Source organism: Ectothiorhodospiraceae bacterium BW-2, from assembly GCA_008375315.1.
Classification (GTDB): Bacteria; Pseudomonadota; Gammaproteobacteria; order Thiohalomonadales; family Thiohalomonadaceae; genus BW-2.
Genome location: CP032507.1, coordinates 1,989,931 through 2,005,597, shown reverse-complemented (window position 1 = coordinate 2,005,597; position 15,667 = coordinate 1,989,931). Strand labels below are relative to the sequence as shown.

Sequence of the window (15,667 nt, the reverse complement as noted above, 5' to 3'; positions counted from 1 at the left end):
AGTCTCAGGTTAGGTAGCGGGCTCGGTTTTGTCAACGAAAAATAGCGATCTCTATCTTATTTTGTGACAGACGGCGCATATTTGCCACCTAACGGCGCGACTTTTAGCTGAAACGCCATCAATCAAAAACAGAGGCTTCATCTATAACTACATAATTTTAAACAGATAATTAACATAGATGCCATTGAAATAAGACATACGGCGGCTAGTATGGCCTACCATTTAGCTCTTTAATATTGCTACAATCTGTGGCGAAATTTAGCTATTGTCGCGTTATTTTTTCAATTTTATGGCACAAACAACAGAGCACGAACAAGCCGATTTAGCTTGTCTATTTAGGTCGTATGGGGGAGGAGGATTGATGAAGAGTCTCTTTGCTAACCGCTGTTTGATAATCAAACGCTATCTACCTACCACTATCATCGCTCCATTAGTCATGGCGCTCTCGACAGATCTACTTGCCTATAACTTACCTAACGATACCATACCTAACTGTTCACAATCATCATCTAACTACGATTGCAACGGCAATCTTGTCTTCAATAACAATTTAGAGTTCAACCTCTCGGCTGATACAGAGATAACTATAGCGGGTGATTTTAAGGCAAACAACAATTTCGAAGTTATTGCGAATGGCCATACAGTTAACTTAGTCGTTGGGGGCAGTATTGATATAAATAACAACCTAAGCTATACCGGCAATATGACTGCCGGTGGAAATATTACGATTAATAATAATGGCATCGTCAAGGGTAATCTAACCGCAGGAGGAGAGCTATCACTAGGCACGACTAGCGTCACCGGAAGCTGTCAACCCGCCCACGCCAACTGCAGCGCCAACTCGGAACCGCCGCCGACAGGGGAGTACCGCTACAGCGCCTGCAGATGGGAGGAGATTCTGGAAGATTACACCTTCACCACTGGCTGGAGTGATTACGGCAGCGGAACGCTATCCCCCTCGATGGAACAGAAAAAGTATGGGTCACACTCACTCAAAAAAGATAGCAATAATGATCCAAATGGTGGCTGGAGAGCTTTAGGCAGAGAGGTTGACAGAAACTATGTGTTTGAGGGGTGGCTATATAGCCCCTCGGTTAGAAACGGAGGGAAACAAGATCGCCTATCGGTTACCGATAGTAACTACAATGGCTATGGATTCAGGGTAACGGGTAGCAAAATTGGTATTGAAAAAAGGGCAGCGGGCGCGGCAACCGATATTAGCCCGGCAGTTGACTGGAGCAGAACAGACGATGAGTGGTACCGCTTTCGTTTTAAAGCTAACGATGACAACACCTTTAGCCTAACTATCTTTAACGCCGCAGGTAGTGAACTAGCTACCGTGACTAGCCGTGCCGATAGCGACTATAGTGGCAATTTTGATCGTATCGTTATCCATGGTGGCTACCCTTACTATACTGATGGATTAAGTGTGCGACTATGTTCCGATTTAATCCCCGTCATCGACTATCGCTTTGATCAGTGCGAATGGAACGATGCGGCAGGTGAGGTTACCGATAGCAGCGGCAACGACTATCATGCAACCCCCATGAATGGCGCTACCACGATAGAAGAGGGCAAAATCCACTACGCCGCACAACTCAACGGCACCAATCAATACCTCACTCAAGCGCAACTAGATGACTACTTAAAGGGCACCGCCTCGCTCAGTTTTTGGTTAAAAACCACACAACCAGGCAACAACACTCGCTGGAGTGCGCCAGTGGTTACCGGCGTTGAACAGAGTGGTGGTTCGGATGATATCTTTTGGGGCTGGCTCGATGCAGATGGCAAGATAGGGGTTGCGGTAGGAAACGCCAATGGAGTCAAATCAACGCAGGCGGTCAATGATAATCAGTGGCACCATGTCGTGCTCACCAGAGAGGCAACAACGGGTGAGCTCAAAGTCTATGTCGATGGCTCGCTCAATCAAGCGCTCACATCGACCACAGGAGATATCGGTAACTCATTCAATCGGCTTGGCAGTTTGGTCAATACTAATGACAGAAATTACACCTACTATGCGGGGTATCTGGATGAGGTAAAGATATTTGACCAGGTTCTCAATGACGCCGAGGTCTTATCTATCTATACCCATGAAAATAGCGACAAAAACTGGGATGGTAGCACTAGAGCCCCCCTCGAATGCACCCCGGAACTTATCTGTGTCGAGGATGCCTTTACCGGAACCGATAACAGCCCCCCGAGCGCGAACTGGAGCGTCACCCATGGCAGCGGTAGCTTCGGTAACCCACGCATACTCAATAACCGCCTGCGACTGACCGATAATAGTAGCAATGTTGCCACCGCCGCAACACTACAGCGCCATATCCCCTCGGCCGATAACTTGGTCATTATCGAGTTTGACTACTACGCCTATGGGGGCAGTGGCGCAGACGGTATCGCCTTTGTCCTCTCCGATGCTAGCGTCACCCCCGCCCCCGGCGGTTATGGTGGCTCGCTCGGCTACGCCCAACGCTCAGGAGTTGATGGTTTTAGCGGAGGCTGGTTAGGGATCGGGCTTGATACCTTTGGTAATTTCTCAGCTAACAGCGAAGGTCGTTGTGGCGGCAAAAATGACTCCTCAAACCGAGTCCCCAATGCGCTAGCCATTCGAGGGTCAGGCAGTGGCGACACCGGCTACTGCTATATTACCGGCACCGACACACTCACCCCAACCATCCGCAATAGCAGCGGCCATCGCTACCGCCTAACACTCGATAGCCGAGAGGCGGGAGAGTCGTGGTTAACACTAGAGCGACGCACCGACAATAGCGATCCTAATGCCCCCTTTACCCCCCTAATTGCCGCTATCGATATTCTTAATCTGCCGAACCAGACTCAGGCCGCCGTGCCCGAAAATCTTCTGCTCACCCTCACCGGCTCAACGGGAGGCTCTAATGATAGTCATGAAGTCGATGATCTCACGATTTGCGCCAAAGATATCAATCCGGTGACCGGCGTTAACCACTACCGTATCGAACACCAAGGGAGCGCCCTAACCTGTATCGCCGCAGAGATAACCTTTAAGGCGTGCGCCAATGAGACCTGCGATAGCCTCTACACCGACTCAGTTTCGTTGACACTCAATCCGGCTAACTCAGCCACTCAGTCGTGGTTAGAGGGAGATACCCCGACCTTCATCGGTGAGACAACACTCTCCCTTCAGCGCCCGACCGAAGGGAGAGTGACGCTCGGGATGGACAACAGCTCACCGGCGGCAACCGGCGTTACCCGCTGTTTTGACCAAGGGGTCGAAGGGAGTTGTGAAATAGATTTTGTCAACGCCATGCTGCTGTTTGAGCCCAATATCGCAACCCAAACCGGAGGCAAATCCAGCAGCGAGCCCCCCCATGCCCAGACACCACTCTATCTGCGTGCCGTCGAGACCGATGAGACCACAGCGGCCTGCGTCGCGGCGATAAGTAGCGAAAGCCGTTCGGTTAATGTCGGTTATAGCTGCATCGATCCGGCAAGCTGCGCTGCCGGTGCCGAGCTAGAGTTGGTCAATTTGGCCGATTTTGCCAGTGGAACCCCCACCACGGTCGCTGCCGCAGGCGGCCCCATTACGCTGACATTCGATGCCAATGGCTACGCCCCTTTTTCGTTTCAATATAATAATGTCGGTCAAATTCGACTCCACACTGACCCCCTTAGCCTCAACGGTGCGACCCTAGCCGGCGCTAACTCAAACCCTTTTGTGGTGAAGCCAGATGCTCTCTCGTTAGCAAATAGCTCCTCCAGCGCGACACCGTTCAAAGCCGGTGTCGGCGGGGAGGTCACCCTCACGGCCCTCTTAGCCGATGGCACAACCCCCGCCTCCCAGTTTGGTAAGGAGAGCTCCCCCGCCTCATTAGCACTCACCTACTCTCGCGATGAAACCGCTTACCCCTATCCCGGGCAGGCCACTATCGAGGGCGAAACGCTACCTACGACCCTCTCCCGCACCTCCGCTGACTATCAACAAGGTGCCACTTCACTCACAACGATTTGGAGTGAGGCGGGTCAGTTTACCCTATCCGCCACGCTCTCGGACTATTTGGGCAGCGGATCAATAGGCCCGGTCACCGATGAGCTCTATTTTGCCCCCTTTAGCTACACCATTACCAAAGTCGATGGCAGTGCGGATGAGGGGATTATCGATAATAGCCAGCTCAGTTTCACCTATGTCGGTGAGAGTGTTACCTTTCTCGCCCCCCCCACCTTTCGCGTCACCGCTATCAATCACGGCGGTGCGACCACCCAAAATGTTGCTTCAACTTGGAGCAGCAGCTTTAACCCGGCCACCATAGCGGCGACTAGCGCGAGTGGAACGGAGTCAAATGGCACATCTTGGCAACTGACTAACCCCTCCTCCAGCGCAACCGATTTTGTCGATGGGGTCGCGACGGTGACCCTAGATGGCCAGATCACCCATACTAAAACCGCCACCCCCGTCCCCCCGTTTACCGCAGCGATTGCACCGCGCTTTACCATTAGTCTGACCGATACGATCTTTAATGAGCTTCACACCCAAGCGCTCACCTTTAACCCCGTTGGCAACCATCTTCGCTACGGTCGCGCCACCCTCGCCGACAGCTACGGTAACGAGACCGATACTCAGTCAATACTATTTAATGTCGAGTATGTCGATAGTGACGGTAACTGGATCATCAACCTAGATGACAGTGGCACCCTCCTCTCTGCCGCTAGTGATCTCACCTGCACTATCCCGTCCCCTTTAAGCTGCGCCACCGATGGTTCGAGTGCCGATATCAGCGTAAGCGGCACTTCGCTCACTCCAGGCAACTCATTCACCCTCACGCCAGATAGCAGTGGCGTAACAGGTAGGGTAACTCTGCGCCTGCTCAACCCGTCATGGCTCCGTTTCGACTGGAATGGTGATGGCGATTTAGACGATAGTGACGATTACGATGCCGCCAGCGCCACCTTCGGGATCTATCGCAGCGATGATCGCATCTACTATTGGCGGGAAGCGTATTGAGAGCGCTAGATGAGTCTTGGTAATAAAACAGAACACTCATATCATCAGGAGAATGTGATGATTAAAGCTAATAAAAACACAGCCTCAAAAGATGGCTGTTTACTCTATTACATTAAGAGCCTGCCCATGTTGTGGCTGCTATTACTCTCCCCATTTTCTCAGCAAATACTTGCAGCAAACTGCGACAACATAAATACCCTATTAAACTATGGTGTGATTGGCATCGATTCGTTTGAGTATGGTGGACAAGGGGGTAGCGCCAGCACGATTAATGGCGTTGCTATTAGCGGTGACCAAGGGCTAGACTCCCCCACACCAGAAGGCGTTATGCAAGATGTAGCCGTAACATTCAGCCCTCTTGAACCAGACTCATTTCCCACATTCTCTAGTAATAGCGATATTTCTATAAAAAACACCCTCACCATCTCCCCCGACACATACAATAAAATAGATATACAAATAAACAATAATCAATATGTTCGATTTAACTCTGGAACATACCACATTAAAGAACTCATCATTAGCAGTAACGACACTATCTATCTAGGCCCCGGAGACTATTACATAGAAAAACTAACCATTGGTAACAGTGTTGATTTAATTATCGACCCTTCCGGTTCGGTTAACTTCTATATAAAATCAAAAATCGATGCTGGCAACCAAGTACACTTTAACTCAACAGGCTCAACCAAAAATTTTATTATTTATCTTTACAGTAGCGCAGATGTCAAGATTGGCAATGGTGAAAACGGCTCGTCAGATATCGATTTTAATGGCATTATATATACGCCGCATAGCGACACAACAATTGAATTTAACAATAACAACGATATTACTGGTGCCATTTTAAGCAAGGGCACGGTCAAAGTAGGTAGCAACACTAGCTTCACCTACACCGATAGTGTAAAAGCAGAAGTTCAGAGCGCCTTTAATTGCGATAATGTCACACCGAGCTCGTGCGGAGCTATTTTTCCTAGCGGGCTTCAGAACCATTCTAGTAGTGGAGCTATCACCTTCAACTGGAATGGTCAAATCGAGGGTCAAGATACCCCTATCATCAGCACAACAAATAGCATAACCTATAACCAGTATGGGCAAAACACCTGCGAGTCTGACGATTGTCAACCGAGCGGCTCTGCCTCACCCTCGCTACCTGCTCCCGCATTTAAATATAGCAATCAGAGCGTTAGCAAAACTTTTGGATGGTCGGCTCCCGCACCACCACACAGCTATGTATTAGGAAGTCAAGGAAGCAATCATTATGACGCTATTCACTCTAATGTTACAGGAAATAATCAGGTGACTATTTCCGACAACGGAGCTTACAGCGAATACTATATAAAACACCTAAAATTAAATTACAAAAACAAATTGCAACTTCGCGCAGGCGCCACCTACTGGATTGAGACATTAGAGCTCAGCAGTAGCGAACAACATATAGAGGTAATCGGTACGGGCACAGCGTACCTCTATATTTTAAATGATGTAACAATACCCTATCGAATTAAAATCAATGCTCAAGGTTACAATGTTCCTGATCCTAGTGAGAAACTGGCTATCTATGCCTATGGAGATTGGAATAACAGCTCTTCTCACCAAACAGTTTCTGCTATCCTCTATGTGACGGGAAACTTTAACTCCAACTCTGGTTCTCATGCCCACTACTATGGTGCGCTCAGCGCCGGAGGTAACATTGTGATCGGCAGCGACACAACGATTCACTACAACGCAGCGTCACTAACAACCGCGACGCTACAAGATTTTTGTGATACGACAATGGAGATGATATCTGACTCATTTGAACAACACCCAGGTAACAGCTCAATTACCGGCTACGATGGCGGGAACGGTTGGGGTAGTGCATGGGATGGAAACAGCTCAACACAACAGGTGATCGATAGCCAAGCCAACCCATTGCAATATAGTACAGCAGGAGAGTGTGTTGAGGGTGGATCACGCGCCCTAAAACTTTTTGGCAACCATAATCAGTCGGCCCTTCGTACATTGAATCAGCCTCGTGAACAACAAGATATCTATGTCAGTATCTTGGTTCGCTTTAGCGGCAGTCAGGAAAATAATAAATTCATGGCACTATGGTTTAATAGCTCTAGTTACACCACACACCCTAATATTGGAATAAAAATGAACCGAGGTAACGGCTCTGGCCCTGAAGATTTTTTTGTCAGAACCACAAGCAGCAATGATAGCTATGCCACTGATATTCAGTCCGACTCTACCTATTTTATTGTTGGTAAACTCTCCAAACAGAGCGATTCACCTAGCGCTAACTATAGCCACTACCAGCTATGGGTGAACCCCTCTACTTTAGAGAGTGAACCGCCTCCTACCACCACTACCGGGATAGCCAATAGTGCGATTAGTAGCCTTAATAGTATTGGCTTTAGAACGGTTAACTTACAACCAGATGATAGCATTACAATAGATCATATCCGCATCGGTCATAGCTGGCAGGAGGTAGCGGAAGCTGTCAAGCAATTTGAGACCAGTTGTTAAAAAAATAAAGCTCTAAATCTAGCCGGTGATTGCCACTGCCCTCACCGGCAAATTTCGCCTATGTTGAGTCATGACGCAACAAGGAGCGAACATGACCCTCATGGCCCTTTGCCGCAAGAGCCAAGCCCTTCAGCAAGGGGGAGCTGCAAGGCGAACTGCAACCCCTAATCTAGGAACCTCCCTCCTGCACCGCGTTACCCACAGCCCGCCCCCCTACGATAATAAGGGGGTCTCCGGGGGGCGGGCTATGGATAACGCTCTGTCATTCAGCCACCACAACCGGCTAAAGCCATCGACGATAGACCCACTAGCGGCACCGTCACTCATCTCTCCTTCGCTCTATTCAGGGTTGGATAGTTGACCTCCAGCGACCCCACCCCCTCCTCCGGTAGAGCGGGGTTAATCCATACCTCAGTAGGGGGTTGCTTAACCTTGGGCTCACCATGAATAAAGCGTTTCGGATGCTGCTGATAGGCCTGCTTCAGCGCCTGTTCACGCTGCTCGCTAACCTCCTTGTAACGACCGGTAAATACCTGCTCTGGAGTGAACCACGCAATCCCTCGATGGTGGTGGTGGAAACAGTACCAGTCAACATAGTCACTAAACCATATTCTGGCATGGTCAACTCCTGTAAATCGTTGAGGATAATCGGGTTGTTGCTTGAGTGTTTTAAATTGACTCTCGCTAAACGGATTGTCGTTACTGACTCGTGGACGGCTGTGGGAGCAGGTGATCCCCAGTTCGGCCATCAAGTCGAGATAGCCTCTGGCGGTCATCGGCACACCTCTATCCTGATGCAGTGTTAAGCCACTGAGCGCGACCCGATAGCGAGCCGCTGCGTCACTGATTAACAGCTTGGAGAGCTCACTATTCTCCTTCCTTGAGACCATCCAAGCCACAATAAAACGGCTGTAGAGATCCATCACCACATAGAGATTCAAGAAGTTACCCTGCTCTGTGGTGGGAAGCTTAGTGATATCCCATGTCCAAACCTCATTCGGGCGGGTCGCCCGTAATCGGGGGATAGCGTGTGATTTGGCCGGTTTTTGAGCTCGCCGCTCTCCCGTCTGTTGATTAGCACGAAGGATCCGATACATCGTACTGATTGAACAGTAATATTTCCCTTCATCCAGCAGGCTAGCATAGATCTCTGCCGGAGGTTGGTCATAGAATCGTTCGCTGTTCAAAAGCCCCAGAACGGCTTGCCTCTCTGCCTCACTCAGCGCATTGGCTGCGACGGGTCTTGGAAGGCTCGCTCGGGGGGAGACAACCGGAGCCTGTCGGCGGTAGTAGCCTGCACGCGAGAGCGCTAGGCTATCGCAAGCGGCTCTTATGCTCACCGAACTGGGGCACTCTTTTTCAACTAATCTCATAAGCTTATCTCTGTGTTCATCTGCTCCAATAAGCTGAAGGCTTTTTTTTGGAGCGCAATCACCCCTTCGGTCTGCTGTAACCGTTGGCTAAGACGCTGAATTTCCTTCTTTAAACGCTCTATCTCCTTATCTCGCTTGTCTAGGCTCGGTTTGCGACCACTCTGTTTCCCTTTCAGGCCAGCCTGCCCCTGTGCTTGCAGTTGTCGGCGCCATTTGGTCAGATGGGAGCTGTAGATCTGCTCTTTGCGCAGCAGCTCGCCTAGCTGACCCGGCTCCTTGCACTGCTCTGCTTCTGCTAGGATCCGAAGCTTCTCTTCCTCACTAAATTTGCGGTAGGAGCGCTTCTCTTCATCGGGGTCGGTAACCTCGTTGGAGGGTAAAACGGTAGTATCTTTGGGCATCGTGTATCTCCTCTGTTGCCCCCCTGATTCTACATTCATTTCTCATCAGGGGTGGTCTCAGGGTATCTTGACACTCAGGGGTAGTAAACTATCTGGACGAACCCTGCCCTTCCATCATATCCCGTCCCGATCACTATCGCATTACCCATAACAACACGGTGTTAACCTGTGAATCGACCCAAATAACAGTAACCGCTTATGATGAGAGTGGCAATGTTTTTAGTGTCATGGAAGATACTCCCATCACGATTTCAACTATACCAGCAATAGATAGCATCAGCCCCAACCCAGTCACGCTCTCTCTCGGTGCATCAGCGACGACGGTAACACTCACCCAAACAGAGCCAATTAGTCCTGTTAATATCAATCTTAGCGATAGCCACTCTATTGCCGAATCACCTAGTTACGATCCTCACATAACTTTTGTCGATGCTCTACTCAAGTTTGACAATATCGCAACCCAAACCGGAGGCAAACCCAGCAGCGAGCCCCCCCATGCCCAGACACCACTCTATCTGCGTGCCGTCGAGACCGATGAGACCACAGGTGCCTGCGTCGCGGCGATAAGTAGCGAAAGCCGTTCGGTTAATGTCGGTTATAGCTGCATCGATCCGGCAAGCTGCGCTGCCGGTGCCGAGCTAGAGTTGGTCAATTTGGCCGATTTTGCCAGTGGAACCCCCACCACGGTCGCTGCCGCAGGCGGCCCCATTACGCTGACATTCGATGCCAATGGCTACGCCCCTTTTTCGTTTCAATATAATAATGTCGGTCAAATTCGACTCCACACTGACCCCCTTAGCCTCAACGGTGCGACCTTGACCGGCGCTAACTCAAACCCTTTTGTGGTGAAGCCAGATGCTCTCTCGTTAGCAAATAGCTCCTCCAGCGCGACACCGTTCAAAGCCGGTGTCGGCGGGGAGGTCACCCTCACGGCCCTCTTAGCCGATGGCACAACCCCCGCCTCCCAGTTTGGTAAGGAGAGCTCCCCCGCCTCATTAGCACTCACCTACTCTCGCGATGAAACCGCTTACCCCTATCCCGGGCAGGCCACTATCGAGGGCGAAACGCTACCTACGACCCTCTCCCGCACCTCCGCTGACTATCAACAAGGTGCCACTTCACTCACAACGATTTGGAGTGAGGCGGGTCAGTTTACCCTATCCGCCACGCTCTCGGACTATTTGGGCAGCGGATCAATAGGCCCGGTCACCGATGAGCTCTATTTTGCCCCCTTTAGCTACACCATTACCAAAGTCGATGGCAGTGCGGATGAGGGGATTATCGATAATAGCCAGCTCAGTTTCACCTATGTCGGTGAGAGTGTTACCTTTCTCGCCCCCCCCACCTTTCGCGTCACCGCTATCAATCACGGCGGTGCGACCACCCAAAATGTTGCTTCAACTTGGAGCAGCAGCTTTAACCCAGCCACCATAGCGGCGACTAGCGCGAGTGGAACGGAGTCAAATGGCACATCTTGGCAACTGACTAACCCCTCCTCCAGCGCAACCGATTTTGTCGATGGGGTCGCGACGGTGACCCTAGATGGCCAGATCACCCATACTAAAACCGCCACCCCCGTCCCCCCGTTTACCGCAGCGATTGCACCGCGCTTTACCATTAGTCTGACCGATACGATCTTTAATGAGCTTCACACCCAAGCGCTCACCTTTAACCCCGTTGGCAACCATCTTCGCTACGGTCGCGCCACCCTCGCCGACAGCTACGGTAACGAGACCGATACTCAGTCAATACTATTTAATGTCGAGTATGTCGATAGTGACGGTAACTGGATCATCAACCCAGATGACAGTGGCACCCTCCTCTCTGCCGCTAGTGATCTCACCTGCACTATCCCGTCCCCTTTAAGCTGCGCCACCGATGGTTCGAGTGCCGATATCAGCGTAAGCGGCACTCTGCTCACCCCAGGCAACTCATTCACCCTCACGCCAGATAGCAGTGGCGTAACAGGTAGGGTAACTCTGCGCCTGCTCAACCCGTCATGGCTCCGTTTCGACTGGAATGGTGATGGCGATTTAGACGATAGTGACGATTACGATGCCGCCAGCGCCACCTTCGGTATCTATCGCGGCGATGATCGCATCTACTACCGGATGGAGGCGTATTGAGGAATAGATGGGGTCAAAACCGAATTAAATTTCCATGTCCAGAAAACGAGTAGGGGCACCCCCCTGTGGGTGCCCTATTGCGGTTGGACGGATTCAGGGCAGGCACTTCTGGCCATGTAATCAATCTAAACCTGTGGATAACTCTGTCTAAAAAAATCGCGCGAGCCCCGCACGCGGGGCACTCTGTAACGGCTCCATCGGCACTCATCACCTAATCCGTCCCACTGAGTTTAAAGGGTAAAAGGGTAAGGGGGACAAAGGGTTAGTCCTGGAGAATCAGACGGAAGCCGAAGTTGAACCCGCGGGCGCCGGAGCTGTCCCAGTAGCGGTAGGCCGAACGGAGGTTGTCCGGTCTGTAGTACCAGGAACCACCGCGCAGAACGCGCCGGCCACACTCACCGCTCTCCCAGGCACTGCCATTGTCCGGTGCACCGTTATAACTCCCATTCCAGCAATCTTGCACCCACTCCCAGACATTGCCGCTCATGTCATATAACCCAAAGGCGTTGGGTTTGAAACTGCCTACCGGTGCCGTGCTTTTGTCATCCCATTGGCTGCCACAGCCGTCACAGTTGGCGTTGTTGCGGCCGATGTTATCTCCCCACCAGTATTTAGTCGTCGTTCCCCCTCGCGCCGCATACTCCCACTCAGCTTCGCTCGGCAGACGGTAGCGTTGACCCGTCTTTTGGTTCAGTTTTTTGATGTACAGTTGAATATCGTCCCAACTCACCCTCTCTACCGGACAGTTGCCACCGCAGCTACTGAAATAACTCGGATTACTCCCCATCACTGCCTGCCATTGGCTTTGGGTGATTTCGTATTTGCCTATCTTGAAACTATTAACACAGACGCGGTGCACCGGTTTTTCGTCACTGTCACCACTGTTGCTGCCCATTTGAAAACAGCCACCGGGGACGCGCACCATCTCGCCGCTCATGTGGCCTTCCCTCTCTAGCCTTTCCCGTTCTTCCCGCTGTTCCCGCTTTAACTGCCGTTGACGCTGCTGCTCTTTATAAAGCGGATCATCAGGGTACTCTTCCAGTTTCAAATACGGAATTTTCGATGCCTCACCCGCTCCCGCTGCCCAACGCACGGTGCCCAGCTCCTGCTGGCCTCTGCGCTCAACTTCTTCAGCTTGCCGCTGCTGTCCCGCCCGTTGTTCAGGGGTCGGTTTGGTGGCGCTATTGCAGGCGGTGAGTGTGACAAGTAACAGAATAAATAATAATTTCATAATTTAATACCTTGCCACTATCGCCTCTCTGCCTTTCACTTCCGGCGTCTGTTCAGTGTTGTGCAGCAGTAGTGCCGCCCGGTTCACCTCGCGCCTAAGGTAATGATCGAGTTCGCTTTGGCTGATTTGACGGTCGTTATTCCTATCGGCTTTACCGGAAAGCCCTTGCAACAGGTGGTAGGTGAGCAGACTGTGGCCCTTCTCTTTATCCATCCACGCTATCTGTTTGCCACTGCTGGCGGTGATGAGGGTGATTTTTTGCGGGACTTGTTCCACATCGGGCGGAGTAAAGACTGGCTTGCCTTCGAGCAGCGCTTTTCCGCCTTTATCGGTGCCGGTGTAGCAGGCATCTAGCATCACAGTGATGTGGTCAGCATCGAGACTAGCTAGTTGGGTCAGCAGTTGTGTGCGTGAGTAACCGGTATCTTTGGCGATTTGCGGGCTGGAGTCGGAGGGGAGCAGCATAGCATCGTTGTCAGCCGTCATACCGTGGCCGGAGAAGTAGAGTAGCACTTTGCTAGCCCCGGTCGCTTTCATACGGCTAGGTAAGATGGTGTTAAGGGTACCGGCCATTTGACCACGGGTGGGGTTCTCCTGAAATATAATCTGGCTTTGGGGCAGGCCGAGGGTGGTTTCGGCGTACTGCTTGACAGCTTTGGCATCGTTCAGAGCATAGGGGACGATAGGAATCCCTTTGCCATACTCCCGACTGCCAAAAATGACGGCAATAGTATCGTGTTGCGGGGTGCGTGCCCGGGGGAATTGCCAGTTAGTTTTCATGTTTAGCCCTTCATACTGGCCGGTTTCCCCTCCCATTTGGGCCAGTTGCGCCGCAATGCGTTGGTTTTCTACCTCCAGTTGTTTACGCTGCTGCGCCAGCTGTTGTTGATAGAGCGCCTCTTTACGCTGTCGCTCTAACTCTGCCCGCTGCTGCTGCAGTTTAGCCAGTTGCGGATCATGCTCCATTTTGAGCGCATCGCTAAAGTAGCCCGCCTCGGAGCCGCTTTGCAGAGTTTCAATGGCGTTAGTATCAACTAGGGCGACACGGCTTTGAATCGGGGCGGCCTCCTCCAGAGTTACCCGTACCGCAGCCATTTGAGTCGTACCACTAGCGGGAAGACCGGCATAGGTCTGGTTTTGGTAGGGGAAGTCGATAGCTTTGAGGGTAAGGGTGTCGTTGGTGATGTCAAAATTGACTATCGGTTGTAGCTCTCCATCGGTGACTGCCTGTTTGAACTGAGGGGCGACTTTGAGGGGAACGCTAATCGTGACCGGCTGCCGCCAGCTACCGTAGCTGCTTTGCAGCGTGGCTTTAAAGGTTTGGTTGTCGGCATCGTATTGCGGGTCGGTTAAGATGGGTTCGCCCATGATGTCATAAATCGCCTGCCTCAGTATCGCTTTACGCTGTGCCGGTAATTCACGCTCGCGCTGCTGCTGCGCCTCTCTAACGGTGTCGTTGTGCCGTTCTACCGCACGGTTATAGGCACCCACTTCGTTCTCATACTGCTGTTGTAGTCGCTGGCGGGTCGCTTCACGCTCATCTTGAGCCCGTTGTACCCGCTGCTGAAACTGCGGCGTGGTCTCAAACTCCCCTTTGACTAGCTCCGGTAGGGGTGGCATCGTCTCTAGTTCCGGTGGCTGGCGGTTAAATACCGGCTGCGGATAGTTGTCAAACCAGTGCTGCAGCAGGGTCTGTGCCCGCTTCGCTATCGCGGCAAAAGGCTGTTCACTCTGCTGTTGTAACTGTTTGAGGGGTACAAAACGGGGGTGCTGGCGTAGCGCCTGTTGCAGCGCCTGCTCTGCTTGTGGTGTGTCGCCTCGGTTGAGTTGTTCGATGATGGCGTTGGTGGCAGCGACAGCACTATCACGGCAGCTATTAGCTTGCGTCTGCCACTGGCGGATGGGGCTATCTGGGTCGCCCTGCAAGGTACAGTCAGCATAAACGGGCAACGCTAACGGCAGAGTTATCAGTGACAGGTGGCGGATGAGTTTTTTCATAGTACGCTCGTCATGGTGAGGGTTAACGGGTAGTTCTATTTCATGATAGCACTTTCCACCCAAAATGGCAGTTGGCGCAGCGTAAGACGATGACTGTCGGTTTGCTGTAGCAGTTGGTCAAACTGTTGTGCCGACAGGCTTTGACTGGCACTGCTCAGGGCGCTGTTGCCAATGTTACCGCCTGTTGTGGTGAGTAGCTCTTTACGGCTAGAGGCAAGAATCAGCAGACTCTCCAGCGATTCACTCTGCCCCGGAAGCGGTGCGCTGGCAATCACCGGCGAGAGCCACATCTGTTTGGGGGTTATCTCTATCACGCTTTGCTGACTGCTAGCCGTTGGCCAGAGGCGGTTAAAGCGCAGCTCACCCTGCTCATTATTGTATTGCGCATAGACGCTGATATAGATCGTTTCGGCAGTCGTTATCTGTAGGCAGAACTTCTCATCACTACGCAGTTTGAACAGGGGGGTCGGTTGGTTTACCTGTTGCTGCCGGCACTGTTTGGCGTTAGCGGGTAAACGATTCAGTTGTGCTGTCATCGCAGGGCCTAGGCTGCCGTAGCGCATCACCTCCCCCTGACAGCGGGCAGAGATGGTGAGCTGTCCGCTACTGTTTTGTCCGTTTTGGTAGTCACACTGGCCATTGACCACCCGGGCATTCAGATGACGGGTGCGCTGAAAGCTGACCAGTTGACCGTTGACGATCAAGACCTCTTTGTTCACTTTGACACCGGCACCCTGAGCAATAATGTCGGCGTAGGCATCTTCCCGAGCGCGGATTTTGGCCGCCTCGGGGGTGATGTTGGCAACAAGCACGGTTGCCTCTGCCCGATATTGAACAGTTTGCCCCAGAAGTAAGGGAGAAAGGAGTAGTAGGGAAATGAGAAGTGCTATTGGCAACGGGTTCACCTGCTGGCGGTCGGGTTGGGGGCACTGTCGTGGATGTGAGCCATGGTCTGAAGTATAGGGGATTTTATCCGGCCAACCAAGGCGAATCGATGGACTCGTATTGATCAAAAAAGCCCCGCAGTGCGGGGCTCTAAGCTT

Annotated in this window: 8 protein-coding genes; 3 read left to right on the top strand and 5 right to left on the bottom strand. The window is 51.8% G+C overall.

Features of this window, described 5'->3' with window-relative positions:
* Positions 1-265 precede the first annotated feature (265 nt).
* Positions 266-4,981 carry a hypothetical protein gene (locus D5085_09490; GenBank protein ID QEP43334.1) on the top strand — a complete coding sequence of 1,572 codons (4,716 nt, stop codon included), beginning with the start codon at positions 266-268 and terminating at the stop codon, positions 4,979-4,981.
* A gap of 57 nt (positions 4,982-5,038) precedes the next feature.
* Positions 5,039-7,495 carry a hypothetical protein gene (locus tag D5085_09485; GenBank protein ID QEP43333.1) on the top strand — a complete coding sequence of 819 codons (2,457 nt, stop codon included), beginning with the start codon at positions 5,039-5,041 and terminating at the stop codon, positions 7,493-7,495.
* A gap of 323 nt (positions 7,496-7,818) precedes the next feature.
* Here the strand turns inward: D5085_09485 and D5085_09480 are convergent, their stop codons facing one another.
* Both D5085_09480 and D5085_09475 read right to left on the bottom strand, forming a co-directional pair.
* Complete coding sequence (locus tag D5085_09480) at positions 7,819-8,868, bottom strand: IS3 family transposase (protein ID QEP43332.1); 1,050 nt, start codon at positions 8,866-8,868, stop codon at positions 7,819-7,821.
* Positions 8,865-9,308 (bottom strand): hypothetical protein, encoded by a 444-nt coding sequence (locus D5085_09475; GenBank protein QEP43331.1) that lies wholly within the window; start codon positions 9,306-9,308, stop codon positions 8,865-8,867. The genes D5085_09480 and D5085_09475 overlap by 4 nt, the downstream gene beginning before the upstream one ends.
* A gap of 188 nt (positions 9,309-9,496) precedes the next feature.
* On the opposite strand from D5085_09475, the gene D5085_09470 reads away from it, so the two are divergent.
* Positions 9,497-11,395 carry a hypothetical protein gene (locus D5085_09470; GenBank protein ID QEP43330.1) on the top strand — a complete coding sequence of 633 codons (1,899 nt, stop codon included), beginning with the start codon at positions 9,497-9,499 and terminating at the stop codon, positions 11,393-11,395.
* Between the two features lie 262 nt (positions 11,396-11,657).
* On the opposite strand, the gene D5085_09465 is transcribed toward D5085_09470, so the two are convergent.
* The 3 genes from D5085_09465 to D5085_09455 are packed head-to-tail and all read right to left on the bottom strand — an operon-like array spanning position 11,658 to position 15,436.
* Positions 11,658-12,626, bottom strand: coding sequence for a formylglycine-generating enzyme family protein (locus D5085_09465; GenBank protein ID QEP43329.1), 969 nt, complete (start codon positions 12,624-12,626; stop codon positions 11,658-11,660).
* Positions 12,627-12,629: 3 nt separating this feature from the next.
* On the bottom strand, positions 12,630-14,624 hold the full coding sequence (locus D5085_09460) for a caspase family protein (protein QEP43328.1): 1,995 nt from the start codon (positions 14,622-14,624) through the stop codon (positions 12,630-12,632).
* Positions 14,625-14,659: 35 nt separating this feature from the next.
* Positions 14,660-15,436 (bottom strand): hypothetical protein, encoded by a 777-nt coding sequence (locus D5085_09455; GenBank protein QEP43327.1) that lies wholly within the window; start codon positions 15,434-15,436, stop codon positions 14,660-14,662.
* Positions 15,437-15,667: the final 231 nt, after the last annotated feature.

Excerpts from the sequence above, each read along its gene's own strand:
- D5085_09470 (QEP43330.1), top strand. The coding sequence starts at position 9,497 with ATGGAAGATACTCCCATCACGATTTCAACTATACCAGCAATAGATAGC.
- D5085_09480 (QEP43332.1), bottom strand. The coding sequence starts at position 8,868 with ATGAGATTAGTTGAAAAAGAGTGCCCCAGTTCGGTGAGCATAAGAGCC.
- D5085_09475 (QEP43331.1), bottom strand. The coding sequence starts at position 9,308 with ATGAATGTAGAATCAGGGGGGCAACAGAGGAGATACACGATGCCCAAA.
- D5085_09485 (QEP43333.1), top strand. The coding sequence starts at position 5,039 with ATGATTAAAGCTAATAAAAACACAGCCTCAAAAGATGGCTGTTTACTC.
- D5085_09460 (QEP43328.1), bottom strand. The coding sequence starts at position 14,624 with ATGAAAAAACTCATCCGCCACCTGTCACTGATAACTCTGCCGTTAGCG.
- D5085_09465 (QEP43329.1), bottom strand. The coding sequence starts at position 12,626 with ATGAAATTATTATTTATTCTGTTACTTGTCACACTCACCGCCTGCAAT.